Origin of the sequence: Mesorhizobium sp. M0659 (assembly GCF_040320605.1) — a bacterium.
Taxonomy (GTDB): Bacteria; Pseudomonadota; Alphaproteobacteria; order Rhizobiales; family Rhizobiaceae; genus Mesorhizobium.
This window is the reverse complement of record NZ_JAMYPY010000021.1, coordinates 39,079-61,954: the sequence shown is the minus strand read 5'-3', so window position 1 is coordinate 61,954 and position 22,876 is coordinate 39,079. Positions and strand designations below refer to the sequence as shown.

The window sequence follows — 22,876 nt, the reverse complement described above, 5'->3', positions numbered from 1 at the left end:
GGGGCGCGGCACCGACCCCCACCCGGACCTGCGGTCCGACCTCCCCACAAGGGGGAGGTAGGGGGCTGGCGCTTTTCGCGACGGCTGTGGTCTCGACAGAATAGCTCATGTCTCCACCTGCCTCGCACCAGCCCCCGCCGCCGGTTCCACCGCCGAGATCTCGTGCGTCAGTGTGTTGCGGGTGACCTTCAGCCAGGCCCGGCAGCCACCGCCGTGATACCAGTTCTCTGCCATCACGCCGGCGATGTTGTCGCGCAGATAGACATAGTCGTAGACGGCATCTTCGCCGGCATCCGCCGCCGGCCGTACAGGCTTGGCATCGCCGAGATAGCTGAACTCGCCGAGTTCGCGTTCGCCGCAGAAAGGACAGGTGATACGCATCTTGTTCCGGCCGCCTCAATGCAGGTTCGGTTGGGCGCCTTGGCCCTTTTCGTCGATCATGGCGCCGCGCTGGAAGCGGTCGAGCCGAAACAGCGCCGCCTCCTTGTGCGTTTCGTCACGCGCCAGAAGATGGGCAAAGACGAAGCCGGAACCGGGCGTCGCCTTGAAGCCGCCATAACACCAGCCGGCGTTGAGGTAGAGCCCGTCGACCGGTGTCTTGTCGATGATCGGCGAGCCATCCATCGACATGTCCATGATGCCGCCCCACTGGCGCAGAAGCCGCACGCGGCCGATCATCGGGATCAGCGCCATGCCGCCTTCGCAGACATCTTCCATGACAGGCAGATTGCCGCGCTGGGCGTAGGAATTGTAGCCATCGATGTCGCCGCCGAAGACCAGCCCGCCCTTGTCCGACTGGCTGACATAGAAATGCCCGGCGCCGAAGGTCATGACGCCAGGAATGAGCGGCTTGATCGCCTCCGAGACGAAAGCTTGCAGCACATGGCTTTCGATCGGCAGGCGCATGCCCGCCATCGCTGCGACACGCGACGATGACCCGGCGACTGCCATGCCGACCTTGCCGGCGCCGATCTTGCCGCGCGACGTCTCGACGCCAGTCACCTTGCCGTTGCCGTCCCGGACAAAGCCGGTGACCTCGCAGTTCTGGATGATGTCGACGCCGAGTTCGCTCGCCGCATGGGCATAGCCCCAGACCACCGCGTCATGCCGCGCGGTGCCGCCGCGGCGCTGCAGGAGGCCGCCCTGCACGGGAAAGCGCGCATGGTCGAAATTCAGGAACGGCAGCATCTTCTTCAGCGCCGCCTGGTCGAGCAGTTCGGCATCGATGCCATTGATGCGCATGGTGTTGCCGCGCCGCGCATAAGCGTCGCGCTGCGCATCGGAATGATAGAGGTTGAGGACGCCGCGCTGGCTGACCATGGCGTTATAGTTGAGGTCCTGCTCCATCCGCTCCCAAAGCTTCATCGAAAGCTCGTAGAAGCCGGTATTGCCGGGCAGGCCGTAATTGGAACGGATGATGGTGGTGTTGCGGCCGGCATTGCCGGAGCCGATCCAGCCCTTTTCCAGCACGGCGACGTTTCTGATGCCGAACTCGCTGGCGAGGAACCAGGCGGTGGCGAGCCCATGGCCACCGCCGCCGATGATCACCACATCGTAGTGGTCCTTGGGCGCCGCATCGCGCCAGGTGCGCTGCCAATTCTTGTGGCCGGAAAGGGCAGCACGGGCGAGCGAGAAGATCGAATATTTCATCAGGTCATTCCGAGGTCGCTCGCACAGCGGGGACGATTATATGTCCAGCGTGTGGTCGCGCTCCCATTGCGTGAAGTGCGAAGCATAGGAATTCCATTCCTGGTGCTTCAGCTTTAGATAAGCCGACGAGAATTCCTCACCCAGCGCCGCCTTGAGCGATTTGTCCTTGTCGTATTCGCGAAGCGCGTCGAGCAGATTGAGCGGCAGCTTCGGCGCGCCTTTCACCGTGTGGCCGTTCTGGTACATGTCGATGTCGTAGCGCTTGCCGGGATCGGCCTTGGAGCGGATGCCGTCGAGACCGGCGGCAATGATGACGGCCTGCAGCAGATAAGGGTTTGCGGCGCCGTCCGGCAGCCGCAGCTCGAAGCGGCCGGGGCCGGGCACGCGCACCATGTGGGTGCGGTTGTTTCCGGTCCAGGTCACCGTGTTCGGAGCCCAGGTGGCGCCCGAAATGGTGCGCGGCGCGTTGATGCGTTTGTAGGAGTTCACCGTCGGGTTGGTGATGGCGGCCAGCGCCGAGGCATGTTTCATGATGCCGCCGAGGAAATTCTTGCCCTTGGCCGACAGGCCGAGCTCCATCGCATTGTCGGCAAAGACGTTGACCTTGCCGGCCTTGTCCCACACCGAAATATGGGCGTGGCAGCCATTGCCGGTCAGGCCCTGGAAGGGCTTAGGCATGAAGGTCGCGCGCAGGCCGTGCTTTTCCGCCACCGACTTGACCATGAACTTGAAGAACGAGTGCTTGTCGGCGGTCGCCAGCACATCGTCGAAGGCCCAGTTCATCTCGAACTGGCCGTTGGCGTCCTCATGGTCGTTCTGGTAGGGGCTCCAGCCCAGCGCCAGCATGTGATCGCAGATCTCGGCGATGACATCGTAGCGGCGCATCACCGCTTGTTGGTCGTAGCAGGGTTTTGAAGCCGTGTCGTATTTGTCGGAGATTACGCTGCCGTCCGGCGAGATCAGGAAGAACTCAGCCTCGACGCCGGTCTTGACATGCATACCGTCAGTGGCGGCTTCCGCAATCAGCCGGCGCAGCGTGTTGCGTGGCGCCTGCTCGACTTCCTTGTCGTCCATGATGCAGTTGGCGGCGACCCACGCGACATCGCGCTTCCACGGCAGCTGGATCACCGAATCCGAATCCGGCACCGCCAGCATATCAGGATGCGCCGGCGTCAGGTCGAGCCAAGTGGCGAAACCGGCGAAGCCGGCGCCGTCCTTCTGCATGTCGGCGATCGCCTGCGCCGGCACCAGCTTGGCGCGCTGGCCGCCGAACAGGTCGGTGTAGGAAATCATGAAATATTTGACGCCGTTCTCTTTGGCGAATGCGGCGAGATCGTTCCCCATTATAGTTCCTCGCTTATTTTGATGTGTTTTTTAGAAGCCGTTTTTCCCCGGTATCCAGTTGGTGCCGGCCAGCGGCACGCCGGCCATGGCGGCGGCTTCGATGGTGAGGGCTACGAGATCCTCGGGCTCGAGATTGTGCAGGCTGTTCTTGCCGCAGGCACGCGCAATGGTCTGCGCCTCCAGCGTCATCACCTTGAGGTAGTTCGCCAGCCGCCGTCCGGCGGCGATCGGATCGACCCGCTTCATCAGTTCCGGGTCCTGCGTGGTGATGCCCGCGGGGTCGCGACCCTCGTGCCAGTCGTCATAGGCGCCGGCGGTGGTGCCGAGCGCATTGTACTCCGCCTCCCAGCGCGGATCGTTGTCGCCGAGTGCGACCAGCGCTGCCGTGCCGATCGACACCGCGTCGACGCCGAGCGCCAGCGCCTTGGCGACGTCGGCGCCGTTGCGGATGCCTCCGGAGACGATCAGCTGCACCTTGCGGTGCATGCCGAGATCCTGCAGCGCCTGCACTGCCGGCCTGATGCAGGCAAGCGTCGGCTGGCCGACATTTTCGATGAATACTTCCTGGGTGGCCGCCGTGCCGCCCTGCATGCCGTCGACCACGACGACATCGGCGCCGGCCTTCACCGCAAGTGCTGTGTCATAATAGGGGCGGGCGCCGCCGACTTTGACGTAGATCGGCTTTTCCCAGTCGGTGATCTCGCGCAGTTCGAGGATCTTGATCTCGAGATCGTCCGGCCCGGTCCAGTCGGGATGGCGCGAGGCCGAACGCTGGTCGATGCCTTTCGGCAGCGTGCGCATTTCGGCAACGCGGTCGGAGATTTTCTGGCCAAGCAGCATGCCGCCACCGCCCGGCTTGGCGCCCTGGCCAACGACCACTTCGATGGCGTCGGCGCGGCGCAAATCCCTGGGGTTCATGCCGTAGCGCGACGGCAGGTACTGGTAGACCAGTTGCTTGGAATGGCCGCGCTCTTCCTCGGTCATGCCGCCGTCGCCGGTGGTGGTCGACGTGCCTGAGAGTGTGGCGCCACGGCCGAGCGCTTCCTTGGCCGGGCCGGACAGCGACCCGAAGCTCATGCCGGCAACGGTGATCGGGATTTTCAGCTCGATCGGCTTCTTGGCATAGCGCGAGCCCAGCACCACCGACGTGTCGCACCGCTCGCGATAGCCTTCCAGCGGATAGCGCGAGATCGAGGCGCCGAGGAACAGCAGATCGTCGAAATGCGGCAGCTTGCGCTTGGCCCCGGCGCCCCTGATGTCATAGATGCCGGTCGCCGCGGCGCGGCGGATTTCGGAAAGCGTGTAGTCGTCGAAGGTCGCGGATTTGCGCGGCGTCGTCGGCGGGTTCTTGTAGGTCATGCTGCCTCAATACGCGTCGGCGTTGTCGATATTGAAATTGTAGAGCGTGCGCGCCGAGCCGTAGCGCTTGAATTCCGACGGCTTGACGCCGGTGACGCCGGCGCGGTCGAGCAGTCCCTGCAGCAGTTCGATATGCTCGGGCCGCATCTCCTTGGCGATGCAGTCGGCGCCCAGGCTTTCGACCTTGCCGCGCACGAACAGCCGCGCTTCGTAGATGGAATCGCCAAGTGCGTCGCCGGCATCGCCCAGCACCACCAGATTGCCGGACTGCGCCATGAAGGCCGACATGTGGCCGATATTGCCGTGCACGACGATGTCGATGCCCTTCATCGAGATGCCGCAGCGCGACGAGGCATTGCCCTCGATGACGAGCAGCCCGCCCTTGCCGGTGGCGCCGGCATACTGGCTGGCGTCGCCCTTGATGACGATCGAGCCCGACATCATGTTTTCGCCGACACCGGGGCCGGCCGAGCCGTGCACTGTGATCGCAGCGCCGTCATTCATCCCGGCGCAGTAGTAGCCGACGCTGCCGCGCACATCGATGCTGACCGGCTGGTCGACGCCGACGGCAACAGAATGACTGCCCTTGGGGTGCAGCACCTCCCATGCGGTTTCATTGGAGCCGGGCGTCAGATTGTGCAGCGCCTGGTTCAGTTCACGCAGCGACGACACGTCGAGATCGAAGACCCGGGACGCCTGGTCTTGCGCCGCCTTCGAAAGTTTGGTTGCCGGCATGGGCTCAATGCTCCCAGAAATAGACGGTTGCGGGTTCCGGTTCCCAGACCCTCGCATTGTCTATGCCGGGCAGTTTGGTCAGCGCGCGATATTCCGAGCCGAAGGCGACATACTGATCGGTCTCGGCCATGACGGCGGGCTTGCAGGCGATCGGATCGCGCACCACGCCGAAACCGTTCTTGGTGCCGACGACGAAGGTGAAGAAGCCGTCGAGGTCGGACAGCGTGCCTTCCAGCGCCTCGCCGAGGTTCTTGCCATGCGCCATCTGCGACGAGAGATAGGCGGCGGCGACCTCGGTGTCGTTCTCGGTCTCGAATTTCATGCCCTCCCGCACCAGCTCGCGCCGCACATTGTTGTGGTTGGAAAGCGAGCCATTGTGCACCAGGCACTGGTCGGCGCCGGTCGAGAACGGATGCGCGCCCATAGTGGTGACGGCCGATTCCGTCGCCATGCGGGTATGGCCGACGCCATGCGTGCCGGTCATCGAGCGGACGTCGAAACGGTCGACGACCGCTTCCGGCAGACCTACTTCCTTGTAGATTTCCACCGCTTCGCCGGCGCCCATGATGCGCACGTCGGGGCGGATTGACTGCAGCGCTTCGCGCGCGGCATCGACCTTGTCGGGCGCGGTTCTCAACACTGCATGGGTGGACTTCACCGCTATGCTCACCGGCGCGCCGATGGCCTTCGCGAGTTCGGCGTCGATGCCGCGGAAATCGCGCTCGGGCTTCGCGGACTGGATGGTGATCTTGGCTTCATTCCTGGAAGGCGCGCCATAGATGGCAATGCCGGCGCTGTCGGGGCCGCGATCGCTGAGCGATATCAGCATCTGCGACAGCATCGAGCCGAGCTGCGGCTCAAGCGACTTGTCTTTCAGAAAAAGTCCGACGATTCCACACATGTCAGCCTCCCGGCGTTACCACTAGACGATGATGTATCGAATGCGTCGTGCGAATTCAATCATATGAAAAAAATATTCCTGTAGTTACGTATGCGGTTCGATGCCGCTTGGTGTACTATCGCTGCCGTCGCGGGCGCTGTGAACCCATGTAGCGGTGCGGATGCGGGCGATTTTGTAGGCGTCGAGGATCGACAGCGCATAGATCAGGAAGCCGCCGGCGTGGCGGCCGACGAAGCTGGCGTCGGCCGGCGCGATCTTGGCTGTCACCCAGGCGAGGATCACCATGAAGAACAGGAATTGCAGGCCGCGCACAGGCACGCCCAGAATGACGTGGCCGCTGGCCGGCAAGACGATTGCGGCGCCGAGCACGAGATAGGGGTTTGCCGGTGGGGGTAGGGGGGCGTTCATGCCACCTGCCTTTCCTGTCTGTTGATGGCGTCGCGCAGCCCCGAGGCTGAGGTGAGCAACCTCTCGACCAGCGCCGGATCCAGCCTTGTGCCGCCGAATGCAGCCTGCCGGAACACGCCGTAGCGCGCCCGTTCGGCCTCGGCCAGCAGCCAGACGATGCGCACGCCGTTCGGGGTGATCAAGAGTTCCTTGGCGCGGCCTTCGGCAAAGATGTCGAGATGGCTGGCGATCAGGTTCTGCGGAAAGCGCGCCGCCCTGAGGTCGGTTCGCAGCACGGCTTCAGCCGGAAATCCCGGAGCCTTCGGCAGCGTATGCTGAAGATGATCGAAATTGGAGAAGGTCGTCGGCGAGCCCGGCCGCATCATCATGTCGAAGGTCGCCGGCACCGCAACCGGCTCTGTGATCGTGACACTCAACCATCGCGCCGGCAGCTTTCGCGTCGCCAGCGTGTCGACGATGGTGCGCAGCTGCACGCGCTGTCCGTTCCACGAACCCGCCCAGGTGACAACGCCGGCTGTGCCATCGGAGACATCAACGGCATGTGTGATGACGGTCCGGATACTGGCTGCCTCGGCTGCAAGATCAGCCTTGGCCTTTTTGCGGCTGGCGCGCGCATGCCAGGCGAGGTGCAGGACGAGAGCCACGGCGACCGCCCCGGCCAGCAATGCTGTCGTCACGTCAGACACCTCGTCACGCCATGCCCGCCCAAACCGGCAGGCCCTCTCCTGTCAATAGCCCTGCGGCTTCGGCCACGGCATGGTGAACTGGTCGCCGCGACGCACATAGCGGTAACGGTAGAAGTGGAACCACAGCGAGATCAGGAAGTAGAAGGCGACCATGGCGATCAGCTGCGTGCCGTAGCCGAGGAAGATCGCAAAGAAGGTCACCACGCAGAGGCAAAACAACACGATGGCCGGGATCGGGTGGAACGGGTGCGTATAGCCGCGGCGGATCGTGCCCAGCGGCCACTTTTTGCGGAACATCATGATGTTGATGCTCATGAAGGTGTATTGCAGCACGCCCGACAGGATCGAGAAGGTGATCGCCTGGTTGAGGTCGGCAATGAAGGCGAAGGCGAGCGCGATCGGCAGCAGGAACAGGATCGAGCGATAGGGCGTGCGGTATTTCGGGTGCACGGCCGAGAACCATGTCGGCAAATAGCGGTCGCGTCCAAGCGAGAACCACGCGCGGGCCGCATCGTTGATACAGCCATTGGCCGACGCCAGTGCCGCGAGCAGCGTGGCGACGAACAACAGGTTTTCCAGCAGCGGGCTGCCGGTCAGCTTGCCGGCGTCCCACAAGGGATAATAGGTGATACCGAGGTACTCCCAGGGCATCAGCGAGGCGCAGACATACCAGGTCATGGCGGCGGCGATCAAAAGCGTGATCATGCCGGCCATGGTGCCGTAAGGCAGCGAACGCGCCGGCGAGCGCACTTCCTCGGCGGCCTGCGTGGTGCCTTCGATGCCGAGATAGTACCAGATGCCGAACTGGAAGGCCGCGATGACGCCGATCCAGCCATAGGGCAGCGCATTGCCGGGGGTGACCAGCTCGTTGAGCTTCAGCACAGCACCCTGCGTCCAGGGGCTGACCGAGAAGAACAGGATAACGATCGAGACATAGGCTATCGCCGTGATGACGAAGTTGACGTTGAGCGTCATCAGCACGCCGCGATAGTTCAGCCATGCCAGCACGACGATGGTGGCGGCAATGAAGGAGTTGTGGGTGAGCCCTTCGACGCCGGCCTTGGCGACGATGGTGTCGCCGAGCAGGATGGCGTCCGAAACCTCCAGCATGGTGTAGGCAAAGACCAGGAACAGCGCGACGTTGAAGGCCATCAGGGGCCCGACAATGTGCTTAGCCTGCGCGTATTGGCCGCCGGCGGCGGCAACCGTCGATGTCACCTCGGAGTCGATCATGGCGACCGAAGTGTACAAGAGCCCGACCACCCAGCAGACGATCAGCGCCGCCAGTGCGCCGCCCTTGTCCGCCGAGAAATTCCAGCCGGTGAATTCGCCGACCAGCACGATGCCGACGCCAAGCGCCCAGACATGGGCCGGGCCGAGCACGCGTAGCAGTGAAACTCTGTCGCCGTGTATTGCCGGTTCAAGCGTGATCGTCATTGTTCAATCCCCACTCAGATCCGGTGTTTTTCGGAAGCGGCTTCAAGCTCGCCTTCGCGCGAGGAAGTCAGCACCTCCTCGGAATAGGTCGTGTCGATCTTGAACCAGTCGTAGAGCATCCACAGCGCAAGCACGACCGAGATGCCCCACGATGCGTAAGAGAGTGCGACCCACATGAGCGTGCTTCCCCAAAATCTCTGGCGTTACTTGTCGTCGAACTTTTCGTTGATGACGTCGCGATATTCGCGGTCGGAGGCGCGGAACAGGAAGACGAAATAGCCGATCAGCACCGCCGCCATGATGATCAGCGTCGGCCAGTCGATGATGTAGTGGAAGCGGTTCTGGATGATGTCGTGCGCGGTCTCCGGCGTATAGCCGAGCTTTTCCCAGATCGAGGCCATGGTCGGGTTCTGTCCCAACGCTTCCCAGGTCTTGGCATCGAGCGCGTCGATGGATTTCGCCGCACCCGCCAGGCCGAGTTTCAATGGCAGCCACAGCGCCACGAAAATGGCGACCACGACGACCACGATATCGAAAATCTGCCCGGCCTTGCCTTGTTCCGGCGGCGTGTAGCGCGACATGTCTTCTACCCCTCAGGACGTTCTATTTTCAGGACTTGCGGCTGCGGGCCGCGTCGGCGTTCTTGATGTCGAGACCGTAGATGAAGTCCTTGTCTTCCTTGTAGTGATTGACCATCGCCAGGATCGCGGCCGTGTTGAAGATCAGCACGGCGGCCGCCGCGATCGCGACGACGATCTTGATCCCGGTGTCCGGGATGTAGGGCCATGTCATGACGAGCACGAAGAGGATCGTCGCCCAAAGGCAGATGATCAGGAGCGCGGATCCGCGCAGGTCGGAACGGTACAGCGCTTCGATGCGCTGCTGCAGGTCTGACATCGGTTTTCCCCTTTTTCCAGCGCCCGACCCCGAATTGGCCGCCAGCTGCCCTCTTTCAACAGAGTGAAATTTTTTTCATAAATTCGGGCCGAATCCAGCAATTGTCAAGCCGATTTTACGTTGGGTTAACCGTTTGTCCCCAGCCGCGAATTTTGCCTGACAATGAAATTATTTGCTTGCGGGTATTGCGGCATCAGGACGTTTGCGATCAATATTCGACCAAATGCTCTCCGCGCAGGGAGCCGGGAACACAATAGAATTTTCGAACGGAGGATTTGCGGATGACGGCATCCTGGAGATTTTCGACCCTGGCGGATCGCCATCGCGCGTTAGGCTCGAAGCTCGAAGACTGGAGCGGCATGGGCACCGCCTGGACCTACGACAAGGACGCCGACGAGGAATACACCGCCATCCGCACCAGGGCCGGGCTGATGGATGTGTCGGGCCTGAAGAAGGTTCACATCACCGGGCCGCACGCCTCACACCTCATAGACCTGGCAACGACGCGCGACGTGGAGAAGATCTATCCCGGCAAGTCGGCCTATGCCTGCATGCTGAACGAGGCCGGCAAATTCACCGACGACTGCATCCTCTACCGCACCGGGCCGAACGCCTGGATGGTGGTGCACGGCTCCGGCACCGGCCATGAGGAATTGCAGCGCGCTTCCGTCGGCCGCGACGTATCGCTGCGCTTCGACGACAATCTGCACGATCTGTCGCTGCAGGGCCCGACCGCGGTCGACTATCTCTCAAAGCATGTGCCGGGCATTCGCGACCTCAACTATTTCCATCATATGCAGACGCAGCTGTTCGGCCTTCCCGTCATGATCTCGCGCACCGGCTATACCGGCGAGCGCGGCTACGAGATATTCTGCCGCGGTCAGGACGCCGGCACGATCTGGGACAGGATCCTCGACGAGGGCAAGAGCGCCGGCATCATTCCGTGCCGCTTCACCACGCTCGATATGCTGCGCGTCGAAAGTTATTTGCTGTTTTATCCCTATGACAACTCGCAGAAATATCCGTTCGAGAACGAAGGCCCCGGCGACACGCTGTGGGAGCTCGGCCTCGACTTCACTGTCAGCCCCGGCAAGACCGGCTTTCGTGGCGCCGAAGAGCATTACCGCCTCAAGGGCAAGGAGCGCTTCAAGATCTACGGCGTGCTGCTCGACGGCAAGCAACCCGCGGATGAGGGCGCGCCGGTCTATCGCGACGGCAAAAAGGTGGGCGTGGTCACCTGCGCCATGTATTCGCCGCTGGTCGAGAAATCGATGGGCATCGCCCGCCTCGACGTCGACTGCGCGGTCAAGGACACCAGGCTCGAGATCCGCAACAAGAGCGGTTCGATCAGGGCGACGGCGCAGCCTCTGCCCTTCGACGATCCCAAAAAGACCAAGCGCACGGCGAAAGGCTGAGGCACAATCGACAGCGAGGGGTTTCGAGGTACGAAGTAGAGAATGGCAGCCAAAACGATCATCAGCCGGCCCATTTACGGAACCCTGTCCCCGCAGCCCGGCAAGCATCATCTTTTCGTGGCGGATGCGGAAGGCGCGCTGGCGATCGTCGATATGGCAAGGACGGCGCCCCCCGGCTTCTTCGACGGCGCCGAAATCGTCTTCATTCCCGGGGCCGACGGCAAGCACGTTGCCGCTCTTGAGGCACTGAAGTCCGCGCAATTTCATGTCGCGCCAACCTTCGCCAGCCTGCTGCCCCGGCTGAAGCAGACGCTTGCCAACGCGCATATGGGCCTGCGCCTCTATCTCGCCGGCACCGAAGGGCTGATCGGCCAGGCCATGCAGGTGGCGCTCGAAGCCGGCATCGATCATACCTCCATGCAGACCGAGCATCGCGGCTCATTGGCGCGGCGCATGCAGTGCGTGCATTGCAAAGGCATCACCGAAAATGTGACGACGCAGCCGGCCACCTGCGCGCATTGCGGCCTGCTGCTTCTGGTGCGCGATCATTATTCGCGACGGCTGGCAGCATTCCAGGGCGTCTGCATAAATGCCGAGGATCGCTCGGAGATTCCTCCCATCGAGGAGGTCTTCCCATGAGCACCGGCACCACCAAGCTCGATGTCGTCGTCAGCGACGTCGTCCCGGTCAACGAACTGGTGACGCGCTTCCATTTCCGCCGCCGTGACGGTGAGCTTTTGCCGACTTTTTCCGGCGGCGCCCATGTCGTGGTCGAGATGCGCGATGGCGACCGCACAAGGCTCAATCCCTATTCGCTGATGGGATCGCCGCTCGACACCCGCGAATACACCATCTCGGTGCGCCGCGACGATGTCGGCCGCGGCGGCTCGTTGTTCATGCACCGGAGCGTCAACCCCGGCCTGGAGATGGTGGTCAGCTACCCCGTCAATCTGTTCTCGCTCGACCTCAGGGCCAAGAAGCATCTGATGCTTGCCGGCGGCATCGGTATCACGCCGTTCATGGCGCAGACCGCGCAGCTCGCCGGGTCCGGCGGCAATTTCGAGCTGCACTACACCTGCCGCACCGCCTCGCTCGGCACCTATGCCGATGTGCTGCAGGAGCGCTATGGCCGTCGCGTCCGGCTCTATCACGACGACCGCGACGAGCGCATCGAACTCGACCGTCTCTTGTCCTCGCAGCCGCTCGGCACCCACCTCTATGTCTGCGGCCCGACCGGCATGATCAACTGGGTGCGCGAGCGCGCTGCGGCTCTCGGCTGGCCGGCGGAGACCGTGCACTACGAGCATTTCGCGGCACCCCAGCCCGGCCTGCCGTTCGACGTCACACTTGCCGTCAGCGGCAAGACCATCCGGGTCGGCGAGCAGCAGAGCCTGCTCGAAGCGATCGAGGCCGCCGGCGTCGATCCGCCCTATCTCTGCCGCGGCGGTGTCTGCGGCCAGTGCGAGACCAACGTCATCTCGCATGACGGCAAGTTCATCCACAACGACCACTGGCTGAGTGAGGAAGACCACCGTTCCGGCTGCAAGATCATGCCGTGCGTGTCGCGCTTCGAAGGCAAGTCGCTGGTCCTGGAAAGATAGGAGGCGAGCTTGGGCATCACCTTTCGCAAGGAAACGTTTCGCGACGATTTCACCTTCAGGAACAGCCCGGAACACATCAGGCGGTTTCCGTTTCCGTTCCACGAAGACAGCTACATGTATGCGGTCAACATCGAGCCGCATGTCGTCGGTCCCAAGGGCAGCGTGCTGGAAAACCTGATCGACGTCGACGAGCACTATGTCGCCGAGATGCAGGACCGCGCTTTGGTGCTGGCCGAGGATCCGCTGCGCTGCCAGTCGCTGCCGCACATGACGCTGGCCGGCTGGGACCTGCTCGAACTTTTGATGGAGCAACAGGCACTTGGCTATCCCGAGCATTTCACCCTGACCCGCGACGGCGACCGCTGGCGCTGGATCAACCGGCCGCTCGGTATCGACGACACCTTCACCTTCGGCGACACCTCGACACTGCCTTACGGGCCGATGGAGTACATCACCCGCCAGAGCCAGGGCGATTTCTGCATCCTCGATCAGCGCGACGGAAATCTGTGGATGGACGCCGGCATGGTCACCACCCAGGCCGACTGGTCGCTCGATTTCGACATCGGCATGAATTTCTTCGAATGGCACGCGCCGGTGCCGCTGGCGCATCAGAAGGGGATTTTCGTCAGGGCGCTGAAGTTCCTCACCAACATCCAGCAGGGCAAGCCGGCGCGGCGTCTCAACTGGACGATGACCATCAACCCGCGCCTCGACACCAGCCCGGAGAATTACCACAAATGGGGCCCGGACCGCGCGACGGTGACGCCCGAAAATGTCGGCGACAAGGTGCATCTGCGCGTCGAACTGCAAAGCTTCTGGCGGCTGCCGCGCTCGAACGGCATCGTCTTCCCGATCCGCTGCTATCTCATCAAGATGGACGAACTGGTGACACAGCCGAAATGGGCAAGGCGACTGCATCGTGTGATCCGTGATTTGCCCGAAGAGTTGGCCACCTACAAGGGCCTGACGCGGTATCGGCCGACGCTGCTCGAATGGCTGTCGAAGCTGGATGATGGCAGTGCTACGTCACCGGGGTTCGGGCCGGACTAAAGATGCCCACAAAGCTGCTGATCTCCCCCAAGAGGGGAGATGCCCGGCAGGGCAGAGGGGGGCGCCGTAGAGTGCCGGCCCTTGCCCAATGTCCATCCCAGCGCTTCGGCGAAGCTCACGGCGCGCCGCTCAGCCCAGCCACAATCACGACATGCTAGCAGACATTGTCGATATCGCGAATGACATCGTCGTTCCAGAAGCGCAGGACCGTGCAGCCCAGAGCTTCAAACTTGGCGGTTCTTGCGGCGTCCGATTCCGACGTTTCGGCTTGGCCATGCCGGGAGCCATCAAGTTCGATGATCAGCTTTTTGTCCGGGCACGCAAAATCGACGATATGGCCATCGATAGGCATCTGGCGCCGAAACTTCAGTCCCATCAGCCTGTGTGCCCTGATCTCGTTCCAAAGCTTGAGTTCGGCATCGGTCATCACCTTGCGCATCCTGCGCGCATTGCGGCGGTTGTTGGCGGAAACCAGATTATGCGTCATCGCGGTTCGCCCCCTCTGTCCTGCCGGACATTTCCCCCTCAAGTGGGGAGATCGGATGTCACGTCGGCTTTCGCCAATCGCCGATGTTGCAAAGGGGGGCCGTCGCGAAACTACTGATCTCCGCACGAGAGGATCAAGGGAAGATCGAACTCCTACCCCGCGCTCTGCGGATAGCAAATAATCGACAAATACCGCATCGGCAGCTGCGTCAGTTTTTCCGGCCCATGCGGCGCGTCGGCGTCGAAGAACAGGCTGTCGCCCGGCTTCATCGGATAGAGGTTGCTGCCGTGCCGGTACACCACCTCGCCCTCCAGCATGTAGAGGAATTCCATGCCCTCATGCTGGAAGGTCGGGAACACATCCGAATCCTCGGTCAGCGTAATCAGATAGGGCTCGACGACGACGCCGCTGGTGTTGGAGCCGATATGGCCGAGCAGATTGTATTGATGGCCGGCGCGGGTGCCGCGGCGTTCGACATCTAGCCCTTCGCCGGCCTTGACGAAGACGGCGCTGCGCTCTTCCTCGAATCGGCGGAAGAAGGCGGTGACGGGAACGCCGAGCGCCCTCGACAGCGCCTGCAGTGTGGTCAGCGACGGCGAGGTGATGCCGTTCTCGATCTTCGACAGCATGCCCAGCGAAATATCGGTGGCGACGGCGAGATCGGCAACGGTGATGCCGAGCTTCTTGCGGAAGGCGCGCACCTCGCGCCCGATCGCCACCTCCAGCACTTTTTCGCGCGTGTCGCGAATGGCGTGCGGATTCTGCGTCAGCGGCGCGCGAATGGTTTTTCCGTCCACGGAGGCCTTTGCCGGTGGCTTTGCCCTTGTCGAAGCAGTCTTGGAGTCGGAACTTGTCTTCGCCATCTCGCCTCCGAATCCCCATGATTATTTCACTCCAGGTGAACATATTCGGTGCCGATACAGAAACGCAACCGCGCAGCAAGCCCCTTAAGTCGAATGGTGTCCGAACAGGATTTACGCCGTCATCCGTTTTTCCGGAAATCCGCTGGGGCGAAACGCGGTTTCTCCACAAGGCCTGTTGACAGCATCCAAGAGGCAATTACTGTCCTGTGAGTGAAATTTGTTTCGTAAGAGCAATTCCAAAAAATCGAATGACACCGGGAGGCCTGCCATGAAAACGCGCGTTGCCGTCATTGGAGCGGGGCCATCCGGTCTGGCCCAGCTCAGGGCCTTCAAGTCGGCTGCCGACAAGGGCGCCGAGATCCCCGAAATCGTCTGCTTCGAAAAGCAGTCGGACTGGGGCGGCCTGTGGAACTACACCTGGCGCACCGGCCTCGACGAGCATGGCGACCCCGTCCACGGCTCGATGTACCGCTACCTCTGGTCGAACGGACCGAAGGAATGCCTGGAATTCGCCGACTATACGTTCGAGGAGCATTTCGGCCGCCCGATCGGATCCTACCCGCCGCGCGCCGTTTTGTGGGATTACATCAAGGGTCGCGTCGAGAAATCAGGCCTGCGCAAATGGGTGCGCTTCAACAGCCCGGTGCGCATGGTCACCTTCTCGGACGAGAGCAGGAAATTCACTGTCACCGCGCATGACCGCACCAACGACGTCACCTACTCCGAAGAGTTCGACAATGTCGTCGTCGCTTCCGGGCATTTCTCGGTTCCCAACGTTCCCTATTTCGAAGGCTTTTCGACCTTCAACGGCCGTATCCTGCACAGCCATGATTTTCGCGACGCCATGGAGTTCAAGGGCAAGGACATACTGATCATCGGCCGCTCCTATTCTGCCGAGGACATCGGCTCGCAATGCTACAAATACGGCGCCAGATCGATCACCTCCAGCTACCGCTCCAAGCCGATGGGGTTCAAATGGCCGGAGAACTGGAAGGAAGTGCCGCTGCTGCAGAAGGTCGTCGGCAAGACGGCTCACTTCAAGGATGGCACCACCAAGGACGTCGACGCCATCGTCCTGTGCACCGGCTATCTGCATTCCTTCCCGTTCCTCACGGAAGAGCTGAAGCTGAAGACCGCCAACCGCATGTGGCCGGACGGGCTCTATGAGGGCGTCGTGTGGGAGAAGAACCCGAAACTGTCCTACATCGGCATGCAGGACCAGTTCTACACTTTCAACATGTTCGACGCCCAGGCCTGGTTCGCCCGTGACGTCATCATGGGCCGCATCAAGCTGCCGTCGGTACAGGCGATGGCCGAGCACGGCGCCAAGTGGCGGGCACGCGAAGAGACGCTGGAAGACGCCGAGCAGATGATCTGGTTCCAGGGCGACTACACCAAGGAATTGATGGACCAGACCGACTATCCCGGCTTCGACGTCGAGGCGGTCAACCAGACCTTCATGGAGTGGGAGCACCACAAGGCGGAAGACATTATGAGCTTCCGCGACCACGCCTACCGCTCGCTGATGACCGGCACCATGGCGCCATTGCACCATACGCCCTGGCTGCAGGCGCTGGACGACTCGATGGAAAGCTATCTCCAGGTGAAGGGCGTGGCGGCGGAATAGGTCGGCGTGATGCAAAACAATGCGCCGGCACCGGCCCAGTTTCAATTCAGAGGGTAGTCGGGAGCCGCATCGGTCTCCGTCACCTTGACCCACACCAATTCGCTATAATAGGCACCCTCCGGGCCGGTGCCGTACATAGACAGCCTGTCAGCCATCAGCAGATGTGTCATATCGTTGAGTGCCCGGCCGGTCGGCTCCTCGGGCCAGGCGAAGACGCCGTCGGTTTTGGCGCCGAACCTCACATCGGTGCAGCCGAAATCGATCTCGACCTTCCAGGATAGCAACGGCCTGATATCGCTGGGCGGCGGGCGCGGCGGATCGGGCTGCTCGAAGTGATGGTCGACCGAGACTGTCGTCGGCACTGCCGGCGTGATACCTTTGGCTTTGAAGGAGGCGATGGCGTCGTCGCCAAATCGTGCGAGCAGGCCAGCGTGCCATAACCGGTAGGTCGCGCGGAAAAAGCCGCTGACCCGGATAGATTTGCCGTCGTTGTTGAAGACGTTCACAGCGGCGTAGAAACGGCGCAGTCGTGGCGCCAGCGCCCGCCAGTCGCATTCGGCCGGTGTCCCCGGCGTCGCGATGAAATCGTCAAGCAGATCGCTGCCGCGCACATTGGCGTTCAGCACCGTGCAATCCTCACCATGGATATGCCAGTGCCGCCGGAGCTCGGCTGCTGCGATGCCGGGCTTGCGCAGCTCTTCCACCGAGGCGCGAACCCGAGCAATCGCGTAGGACGTAGCCGCGTCCAACGTCTCAAACCCCGAAACCACATGCTCGCCGGTCTTGGTCATGTCGAAGACGACGACAGTAAAAGGCGGTTCGCGCTGATCGGGCATTCGGCAGCAAGCTCAGGCTGGTCGAGGATGAAGCAGCTTCCCGCGCGAAAATGCGTCAAAGTCAAGAGCTGGAGCGCGGCCTGCCATTTCCAGAAGAGGCGAACTCCAGAAGAGGCGAAACCGTTCTATCCGAGCCGTGCTTGAGCTTTCGCGGCTCAGGGGTCGACGACCGACCGCGATGATGTCGATGGCAGGTTGTTGCCAGCCCGCGACAATGCCGCGACTTTGGACAGTGCGATGAACACTTTCTGGCCGAGATCGCGTGTGCCGGCCACGGGGCAGGTGATGATCATCACTTCAATCCAGCGGATAGTCGGGAGGCGCCTCCGTCTCGGTCACCTTGGCGGTTAGTATCTCGCAGTCGTTGGCCCAGTCGGGGCCATCGCCGCGCATGGCCATCATGTCGGCCATCAGCAGGAACTGCATGGTTCTGAGCGCCCAGTCGGTCGGCTCTTGCGGCCAGGCGAAGATTCCGGCGGCGTCGCCACCGAACTTCACGTCGTGGCAGACAAAACCGACCTCGACCTTCCAGGATCGGAGTGCCGCGCCCGGCGGCGGGTAGGGCGGGTCGGGAAGCTCCAAGTAATTGGCGACCATGAGCTTCGTCGGCTCCGCCGGCTCGATCCCCTTGGCTTTGAAGGCGGCAATGGCGTCGTCGCCAAAGCGCTCAAGGAGGCCGTCTCGCGTCAGCCTGTAGGTCGAACGAAAGAAGCCGCCCGCCCAGACGGATTCGTTGTTGCCGTTGGAGATCAGCAGCGAGGCGCGGAAGCGGCGCAGCCTGGGCGCCAGCGCCTGCCAGTTGCACTCGGCTGGCGTCGCCGGCGTCGCAATGAAATCGTCGAGTAGATCGCTGCCGCGCACTCCGGCGTTCAGCACCGAACAGTCTTCGCCATAGAGCTGCCAGAGCTGGCGAAGCTCAGCAGTGGCGATGCCGGGCTTGCGCAACTCCTCCACCGAGGCGCGAACCCGCGCAATGGCGTAGGACGTCGCCGCCTCCAGCGTCTCAAACCCCGAAACTACGTGCTCCCCGTCCGGCTCGCCGGTCTTGGCCATGTCGAAGACGAGTACGGCAAAAGGCGGTTCGCCGGGATTGGGCATTCAACAATTATCCTAGTCTTGCCCGCGCCTTCGCCGTCCAGGCATTGAACAGCCGGTCTGCGACGATGCCGATGAAAGCGATGGCGAGACCCGCGACAATGCCGCGTCCGGAATCGGCCTTGGACAGCGCGATGAAGACTTCCTGGCCGAGGTCGCGTGTGCCGACCATGGCGCAGATGATGATCATCGCCAGCGCCATCAGGATCGTCTGGTTGACGCCCAGCATGATTTCGGGAAACGCCAGTGGCAATTGTACCCGAAAGAAGGTCTGGCGCGGCGTGCAGCCGGAAACCTTCGCCGCCTCGATCAGCGCCGGCGGCACTTGCCGGATGCCGTGATTGGTGTAGCGGATCGCCGGCACCACGGCGAAGGCGACCGTGGCGATCATGGCGGTGACGTCGCCGACCCGGAACAGCATCACCACAGGAATGATGAAGCAGAAGGACGGCAGCACCTGCAGCGTGTCGATGATGGGCGTGACGATCTTTTCGAAGCGGTCGCTGCGCGCGGCCATCAGGCCAATCGGGATGCCGATCAGGCAAGCGATGAAGGCCGAGATGCCGCAGAGATAAACCGTCGCCATGGTCTTTTCCCACAGGCCGGTGACGGCGCAGAAGGCGGTCAGCGCGGCGACGAGGGCGGCGAGACGCAGGCCACCGAACTGGTAGCCGGCGAGGCCGAGCAGGGCCACCGCGCCGAGCCACGGAAAGCCTTCGCAGAAGGCGCGCAGCGGGTTCAGTACATTGAGGATGAGCGCCACGCGAAACGCTTCGATCACGTCGAAGAAGTTGATCGTCACCCAGCTCACCGCCGCCTTCCACAGTGGCGCGGTGGTGAAGGTGATCTCCTTGGGCATCGCTGCGAACGCCGGTACGAACAGGCCGAGCAGCGTCGTCACGACCAGGATGGCGATGGCCAGCGACAGATTGGGATAGCGCCGCCAAACGCTCTGGTTCGCCTGCCGTTGAACGTGGCCTTTTGCCTGCTTATGCGCGATCGCCTGGCTCAGCCGGTCGAGCGCGATTGCGAGCGCCACAATGGCGAGCCCGGCTTCCATCGCTTCGCCGACCTTCAGCGCACGCAGCGCCAGCAGCACATCATAGCCGAGGCCGCCGGCGCCGATCATCGAGGCGATGATCACCATGTTCAGCGCCAGCATGATCACCTGGTTGACGCCGATCATCAGTGTCGGCCGCGCCGACGGCAGCAGCACGCGCCACAATTTCTGCCGCGCCGTGCAGCCGGCCATCTCTGAGAAATCGTCGATCTCGGAGGGCACCCGCGACAGACCCAGCATCGTTGCTCGCACCATGGGCGGCGTGGCGAAGATGGCGGTGGCGATCATCGCCGAGACCGGGCTGTTGCCGAACAGGAGCAGCATCGGGATGAGATAGGCGAAGGTCGGGATGGTCTGCATCAAATCGAGGGCAGGGGAGATGATCAGCCGCTCGGCCCATGGCTTGCGCCACGCCCAGATGCCGGCGAACAGGCCGGTGACGATGCAGAACGGCACCGCGATGGAAATCAGTGCCAGTGTCAGCATGGCGCTGGTCCATTGGCCGAACAGCGCGGTGTAGAGGAAGCAGCCGCCGACCAGCATGCCGAGTTTTCTACCGCCCACCGCGTGCCCGGCGATGAAGGCGGCTACGCAGACGCCGATCCAGGACAGGCGCGGCAGGACATAGGCATCGGCACCGTGACCAATCTTGAAATTCTTGGCCAGCAGGTCGAGCGCGAAATCGAGGGGAACGCCGAGCACCGCGGTGATCGAGCGGGTCAGCCAGGACAAGTTCGACTTGATCCAGCGCATCAGCGCACTGACCCAGTCAGCGACGGGAACGACCGCATCGGCCGGATAGTCGACCGCCCATGGCAGCCTCTCCTGCAGCAGGAATACCACCAGCACGGCGGCCAGCGCCAGCGCCCAGATCAGCAGCCAGCGCTGAACCGGCGGCCTCGTTTCGCTGGCGCTTGCCGTGACCGTCATGCGCCAGCTCTCGTATGCTCGATACCGGCCAGCAACTCGATCACCGATTGCGGCGTCACCTCGCCGATCGGCCTGCCGGTGCCGTTGACCACGGCGAAGGGCTTACCCGACGCGACAATGCTGGCCGAGAAGCTGGCGATCTTGGCGTCGGGCAAAACCGTGCCGCCGTGCTCGGCGCCATCGCAGGCACGCATCAGGCTGCGCGCCGAAATCACCTTGGCGCGGTCGACATCGCGGGTGAATTCGGCGACATAGTCGGTCGCCGGGTTGACAACCAGCTGTTCCGGCGTGCCGGTCTGGATGACCTCTCCATCCTTCATGATGGCGATGCGGTCGGCAAGCCTTATCGCCTCGTCGAAATCATGGGTGATGAAGACGATGGTCTTGTGCAGCATGGTCTGCAGCCGCATCAGTTCGTCCTGCATCTCGCGGCGGATCAGCGGGTCGAGCGCCGAGAACGGCTCGTCGAGGAACCAGATCTCCGGCTTGGTCGCGAGGCTGCGGGCAATGCCGACGCGCTGCTGCTGGCCGCCGGAGAGTTCGCGCGGATAGAAATGCTCGCGGCCGCGTAAGCCCACGAGATCGATCACCTCCCGCGCTCTCGTTTCGCGCGTCGGTCGGTCCTGGCCCTGGATGCTCAGGGGAAAGGCAATGTTGTCGAGCACGTTAAGATGCGGCAGCAGCGCAAAATTCTGGAACACCATACCCATGCGATGACGCCGCAGTTCGATCAGCGCCGCATCGGAAATCTTGAGCAGGTCGTTGCCTTCGAATTCGACCTTGCCGTGGGTCGGCTCGACCAGCCGCGACATGCAGCGCACCAGCGTCGACTTGCCGGAGCCGGATAGCCCCATGATGATGAAGATCTCGCCCTGGCGTATTTCGAGATCGACGGCGCGCACCGCACCCACCAGTCCTGCGGCAGCGACATCGGCCATGCTGGCCTTGCCGTCACGCTCGCGGATGAAGCTGGCCGCGTTCGATCCGAACAGTTTCCAGACGTTGCGGCAGGCAAGCTTTATCGGCCGCGCATCCTTTGGCGTGCCAACTGCCTGCGGTTCAGTCGCTTCCGTCATCCAATGGTCCTTCTGGAAAATGGAGATAAGACCCGGCCGCTAGGCCGGGTCCGGCTTCCAGTCAGGCGATCACTGCGCCCAGGCTTTCCAGTCGGCTTCGTGGGCAGCGATCCAGGCGGCGGCGACGTCTTCCGGCGTCTTGCCGCCAAGATCGATCTCGCCGCTCATCTTGTTGAGCTCATCGGTGTCGATCGTGTAGGCCTTGGTCACCTTGTAGGCGATCGGCCATTTGTCCTTCATGCCGGACCAGGAGTATTTCCAGATCTCGCCATGCGGCTTGCCGCAATCATATTTGGCATCCGGGTTGGTGCCCCATTTCGGATCGGTGTAGCACTCGGGCGTATACTCCGGGAATTCAACCCACTCGCCCTTGTACTTGGCCGGCGCCCAGTGCGGCGAATAGATCCACAGCATGATCGGCGCCTTGCGCTGATAGGCCGAGTCCAGTTCGGCGAACATCGCCGCGTCGGTGCCGGCATGGATGACGGTGAAGGGCAGCTTCAGCGCCTCGACGCGCTCGTCGTCAAAACCCTCCCAGGTTACCGGGCCGCCGAGATAGCGGCCCTTCGGCGCCGTCTCCGCTGTCGAGAACGCCTCGGCGCATTTCGGGTCCTTCAGCGCTTCCCAATTGGGCAGGCCGGGGCATTTCTCCTTCATATATTCGGGAAACCACCATTCCTCCTTGGCCTTCGGCCCGAGCTTGCCGAGCCGCTCGGTCTGGCCGGTGGCGTCTGAAGCCTTCATCGCTTCGCCGGCCGTCGTGTCCCAGAACTCCAGGCCGACATCAAGGTCGCCATTGGTGAGGCCGGTGGTCAGGCTGGAGAGGTAGTCGGCTGTCGGATATTCGACGGTATAGCCGAGCTTTTCGAGGATACCGCCAAGAATCTTGGCGTTGAGGTTGACGCTGGTCCAGTCGAAGAGCGCGATCTTGATCGGGTCGTTGGATTCGGGTGCTGCTGCGTGGACCGGTGATGTAAGCGCACTTGCGGCGGCAAGTGCAAGGGCTCCTATTGATAGGTTCGAAATCACACTGCGAAATGACATGCTTGTTCTCCTGTCAAACCATGTGGAAATTTCTTGACCGTTCCCTTCTTGCGTCTTTTCTTGATTGTGTTGGAAAGGCGGGTCGTTGCGCAAGTTCGTTCGCACCATGCCATTGCCGCGGCCGCAACTTGCGCAGGCGAAATGGTTGCTCGACTTGGTGTTTATGTGATGCCGGGCGGGCCCGCGTCATGGCATCGGATGGATTGCTGCGTGAGCAATCGTCAACAGATCGATCGCCGCTCCAGCGGCGCTCTCAGACGTGCGAGCCATCAAGGTCCCATGGTCTCGGCCGGCGAGCCCCATCCCCGCCAAGGCCGTTTCATGAGATGAAATTATATATACCAACGTTCATGCGGCGCAACGGCTGATGCCCTG

25 protein-coding genes are annotated in these 22,876 nt (G+C 62.5%); 5 read left to right on the top strand and 20 right to left on the bottom strand.

Features of this window, described 5'->3' with window-relative positions:
- Nucleotides 1-105: 105 nt before the first annotated feature.
- The 12 genes from NKI31_RS26125 to NKI31_RS26070 all read right to left on the bottom strand — a co-directional run bounded on the left by NKI31_RS26125 (nucleotide 106) and on the right by NKI31_RS26070 (nucleotide 9,417).
- A complete protein-coding gene (locus NKI31_RS26125) occupies nucleotides 106-381 on the bottom strand; it encodes a sarcosine oxidase subunit delta (protein WP_352652906.1) in 276 nt (91 codons plus the stop codon).
- Between the two features lie 15 nt (nucleotides 382-396).
- The gene (locus NKI31_RS26120; RefSeq protein ID WP_023668554.1) at nucleotides 397-1,650 is read right to left on the bottom strand and encodes a sarcosine oxidase subunit beta family protein; all 1,254 of its coding nucleotides are present in this window, start codon (nucleotides 1,648-1,650) and stop codon (nucleotides 397-399) included.
- A gap of 36 nt (nucleotides 1,651-1,686) precedes the next feature.
- The gene (glnT, locus tag NKI31_RS26115; RefSeq protein WP_023752574.1) at nucleotides 1,687-2,994 is read right to left on the bottom strand and encodes a type III glutamate--ammonia ligase; all 1,308 of its coding nucleotides are present in this window, start codon (nucleotides 2,992-2,994) and stop codon (nucleotides 1,687-1,689) included.
- A 30-nt stretch (nucleotides 2,995-3,024) separates the two neighbouring features.
- Complete coding sequence (locus NKI31_RS26110; protein ID WP_023729272.1) at nucleotides 3,025-4,353, bottom strand: FMN-binding glutamate synthase family protein; 1,329 nt, start codon at nucleotides 4,351-4,353, stop codon at nucleotides 3,025-3,027.
- 6 nt (nucleotides 4,354-4,359) lie between these two features.
- The gene (locus tag NKI31_RS26105) at nucleotides 4,360-5,088 is read right to left on the bottom strand and encodes a GltB/FmdC/FwdC-like GXGXG domain-containing protein (RefSeq protein WP_023668551.1); all 729 of its coding nucleotides are present in this window, start codon (nucleotides 5,086-5,088) and stop codon (nucleotides 4,360-4,362) included.
- A gap of 4 nt (nucleotides 5,089-5,092) precedes the next feature.
- Entirely contained in the window at nucleotides 5,093-5,989 is an 897-nt protein-coding gene (locus tag NKI31_RS26100) for a class II glutamine amidotransferase (protein WP_352652905.1), read from the bottom strand.
- A gap of 84 nt (nucleotides 5,990-6,073) precedes the next feature.
- Nucleotides 6,074-6,397 (bottom strand): hypothetical protein, encoded by a 324-nt coding sequence (locus NKI31_RS26095; protein WP_352652904.1) that lies wholly within the window; start codon nucleotides 6,395-6,397, stop codon nucleotides 6,074-6,076.
- Nucleotides 6,394-7,083, bottom strand: a complete 690-nt coding sequence (locus NKI31_RS26090) for a hypothetical protein (protein ID WP_023709931.1) — start codon at nucleotides 7,081-7,083, stop codon at nucleotides 6,394-6,396. The genes NKI31_RS26095 and NKI31_RS26090 overlap by 4 nt, the downstream gene beginning before the upstream one ends.
- A gap of 42 nt (nucleotides 7,084-7,125) precedes the next feature.
- Complete coding sequence (locus tag NKI31_RS26085) at nucleotides 7,126-8,520, bottom strand: APC family permease (protein WP_023668547.1); 1,395 nt, start codon at nucleotides 8,518-8,520, stop codon at nucleotides 7,126-7,128.
- Nucleotides 8,521-8,534: 14 nt separating this feature from the next.
- A complete protein-coding gene (locus NKI31_RS26080; RefSeq protein ID WP_023668546.1) occupies nucleotides 8,535-8,696 on the bottom strand; it encodes a hypothetical protein in 162 nt (53 codons plus the stop codon).
- A gap of 27 nt (nucleotides 8,697-8,723) precedes the next feature.
- Nucleotides 8,724-9,101 carry a hypothetical protein gene (locus NKI31_RS26075; RefSeq protein ID WP_023668545.1) on the bottom strand — a complete coding sequence of 126 codons (378 nt, stop codon included), beginning with the start codon at nucleotides 9,099-9,101 and terminating at the stop codon, nucleotides 8,724-8,726.
- A gap of 28 nt (nucleotides 9,102-9,129) precedes the next feature.
- Nucleotides 9,130-9,417 (bottom strand): hypothetical protein, encoded by a 288-nt coding sequence (locus tag NKI31_RS26070; protein WP_023684429.1) that lies wholly within the window; start codon nucleotides 9,415-9,417, stop codon nucleotides 9,130-9,132.
- A gap of 281 nt (nucleotides 9,418-9,698) precedes the next feature.
- Between NKI31_RS26070 and NKI31_RS26065 the strand changes: the two genes are divergently transcribed.
- The 4 genes from NKI31_RS26065 to NKI31_RS26050 are packed head-to-tail and all read left to right on the top strand — an operon-like array spanning nucleotide 9,699 to nucleotide 13,483.
- Complete coding sequence (locus NKI31_RS26065) at nucleotides 9,699-10,832, top strand: aminomethyl transferase family protein (protein ID WP_023692153.1); 1,134 nt, start codon at nucleotides 9,699-9,701, stop codon at nucleotides 10,830-10,832.
- A gap of 42 nt (nucleotides 10,833-10,874) precedes the next feature.
- Entirely contained in the window at nucleotides 10,875-11,471 is a 597-nt protein-coding gene (locus NKI31_RS26060; protein ID WP_023668542.1) for a dimethylamine monooxygenase subunit DmmA family protein, read from the top strand.
- Nucleotides 11,468-12,433, top strand: coding sequence for a PDR/VanB family oxidoreductase (locus tag NKI31_RS26055; RefSeq protein ID WP_023745543.1), 966 nt, complete (start codon nucleotides 11,468-11,470; stop codon nucleotides 12,431-12,433). Before NKI31_RS26060 ends, NKI31_RS26055 begins: the two co-directional genes overlap by 4 nt.
- Before the next feature lie 9 nt (nucleotides 12,434-12,442).
- Nucleotides 12,443-13,483, top strand: a complete 1,041-nt coding sequence (locus tag NKI31_RS26050; RefSeq protein ID WP_352652903.1) for a heme-dependent oxidative N-demethylase family protein — start codon at nucleotides 12,443-12,445, stop codon at nucleotides 13,481-13,483.
- A gap of 154 nt (nucleotides 13,484-13,637) precedes the next feature.
- Here the strand turns inward: NKI31_RS26050 and NKI31_RS26045 are convergent, their stop codons facing one another.
- Entirely contained in the window at nucleotides 13,638-13,970 is a 333-nt protein-coding gene (locus NKI31_RS26045) for an endonuclease domain-containing protein (RefSeq protein ID WP_352652902.1), read from the bottom strand.
- Between the two features lie 152 nt (nucleotides 13,971-14,122).
- Nucleotides 14,123-14,833 (bottom strand): helix-turn-helix domain-containing protein, encoded by a 711-nt coding sequence (locus NKI31_RS26040; RefSeq protein ID WP_352652901.1) that lies wholly within the window; start codon nucleotides 14,831-14,833, stop codon nucleotides 14,123-14,125.
- Nucleotides 14,834-15,101: 268 nt separating this feature from the next.
- Between NKI31_RS26040 and NKI31_RS26035 the strand changes: the two genes are divergently transcribed.
- Complete coding sequence (locus tag NKI31_RS26035; RefSeq protein ID WP_352652900.1) at nucleotides 15,102-16,460, top strand: trimethylamine monooxygenase; 1,359 nt, start codon at nucleotides 15,102-15,104, stop codon at nucleotides 16,458-16,460.
- A 41-nt stretch (nucleotides 16,461-16,501) separates the two neighbouring features.
- Here NKI31_RS26035 and NKI31_RS26030 read toward each other — a convergent pair whose 3' ends face one another.
- The 6 genes from NKI31_RS26030 to NKI31_RS26005 all read right to left on the bottom strand — a co-directional run bounded on the left by NKI31_RS26030 (nucleotide 16,502) and on the right by NKI31_RS26005 (nucleotide 22,501).
- The gene (locus NKI31_RS26030) at nucleotides 16,502-17,296 is read right to left on the bottom strand and encodes a hypothetical protein (RefSeq protein WP_352652899.1); all 795 of its coding nucleotides are present in this window, start codon (nucleotides 17,294-17,296) and stop codon (nucleotides 16,502-16,504) included.
- A 155-nt stretch (nucleotides 17,297-17,451) separates the two neighbouring features.
- Nucleotides 17,452-17,589: a hypothetical protein gene (locus tag NKI31_RS26025; RefSeq protein ID WP_352652898.1), complete on the bottom strand. Its 138-nt coding sequence runs from the start codon at nucleotides 17,587-17,589 to the stop codon at nucleotides 17,452-17,454.
- A gap of 4 nt (nucleotides 17,590-17,593) precedes the next feature.
- Nucleotides 17,594-18,394: a hypothetical protein gene (locus NKI31_RS26020; RefSeq protein WP_352652897.1), complete on the bottom strand. Its 801-nt coding sequence runs from the start codon at nucleotides 18,392-18,394 to the stop codon at nucleotides 17,594-17,596.
- A gap of 7 nt (nucleotides 18,395-18,401) precedes the next feature.
- Nucleotides 18,402-20,381: an ABC transporter permease gene (locus NKI31_RS26015; protein ID WP_352652896.1), complete on the bottom strand. Its 1,980-nt coding sequence runs from the start codon at nucleotides 20,379-20,381 to the stop codon at nucleotides 18,402-18,404.
- On the bottom strand, nucleotides 20,378-21,457 hold the full coding sequence (locus tag NKI31_RS26010; RefSeq protein WP_023830327.1) for a quaternary amine ABC transporter ATP-binding protein: 1,080 nt from the start codon (nucleotides 21,455-21,457) through the stop codon (nucleotides 20,378-20,380). The genes NKI31_RS26015 and NKI31_RS26010 overlap by 4 nt, the downstream gene beginning before the upstream one ends.
- Nucleotides 21,458-21,526: 69 nt before the next feature.
- Nucleotides 21,527-22,501, bottom strand: coding sequence for an ABC transporter substrate-binding protein (locus NKI31_RS26005; protein ID WP_023738441.1), 975 nt, complete (start codon nucleotides 22,499-22,501; stop codon nucleotides 21,527-21,529).
- Nucleotides 22,502-22,876: the final 375 nt, after the last annotated feature.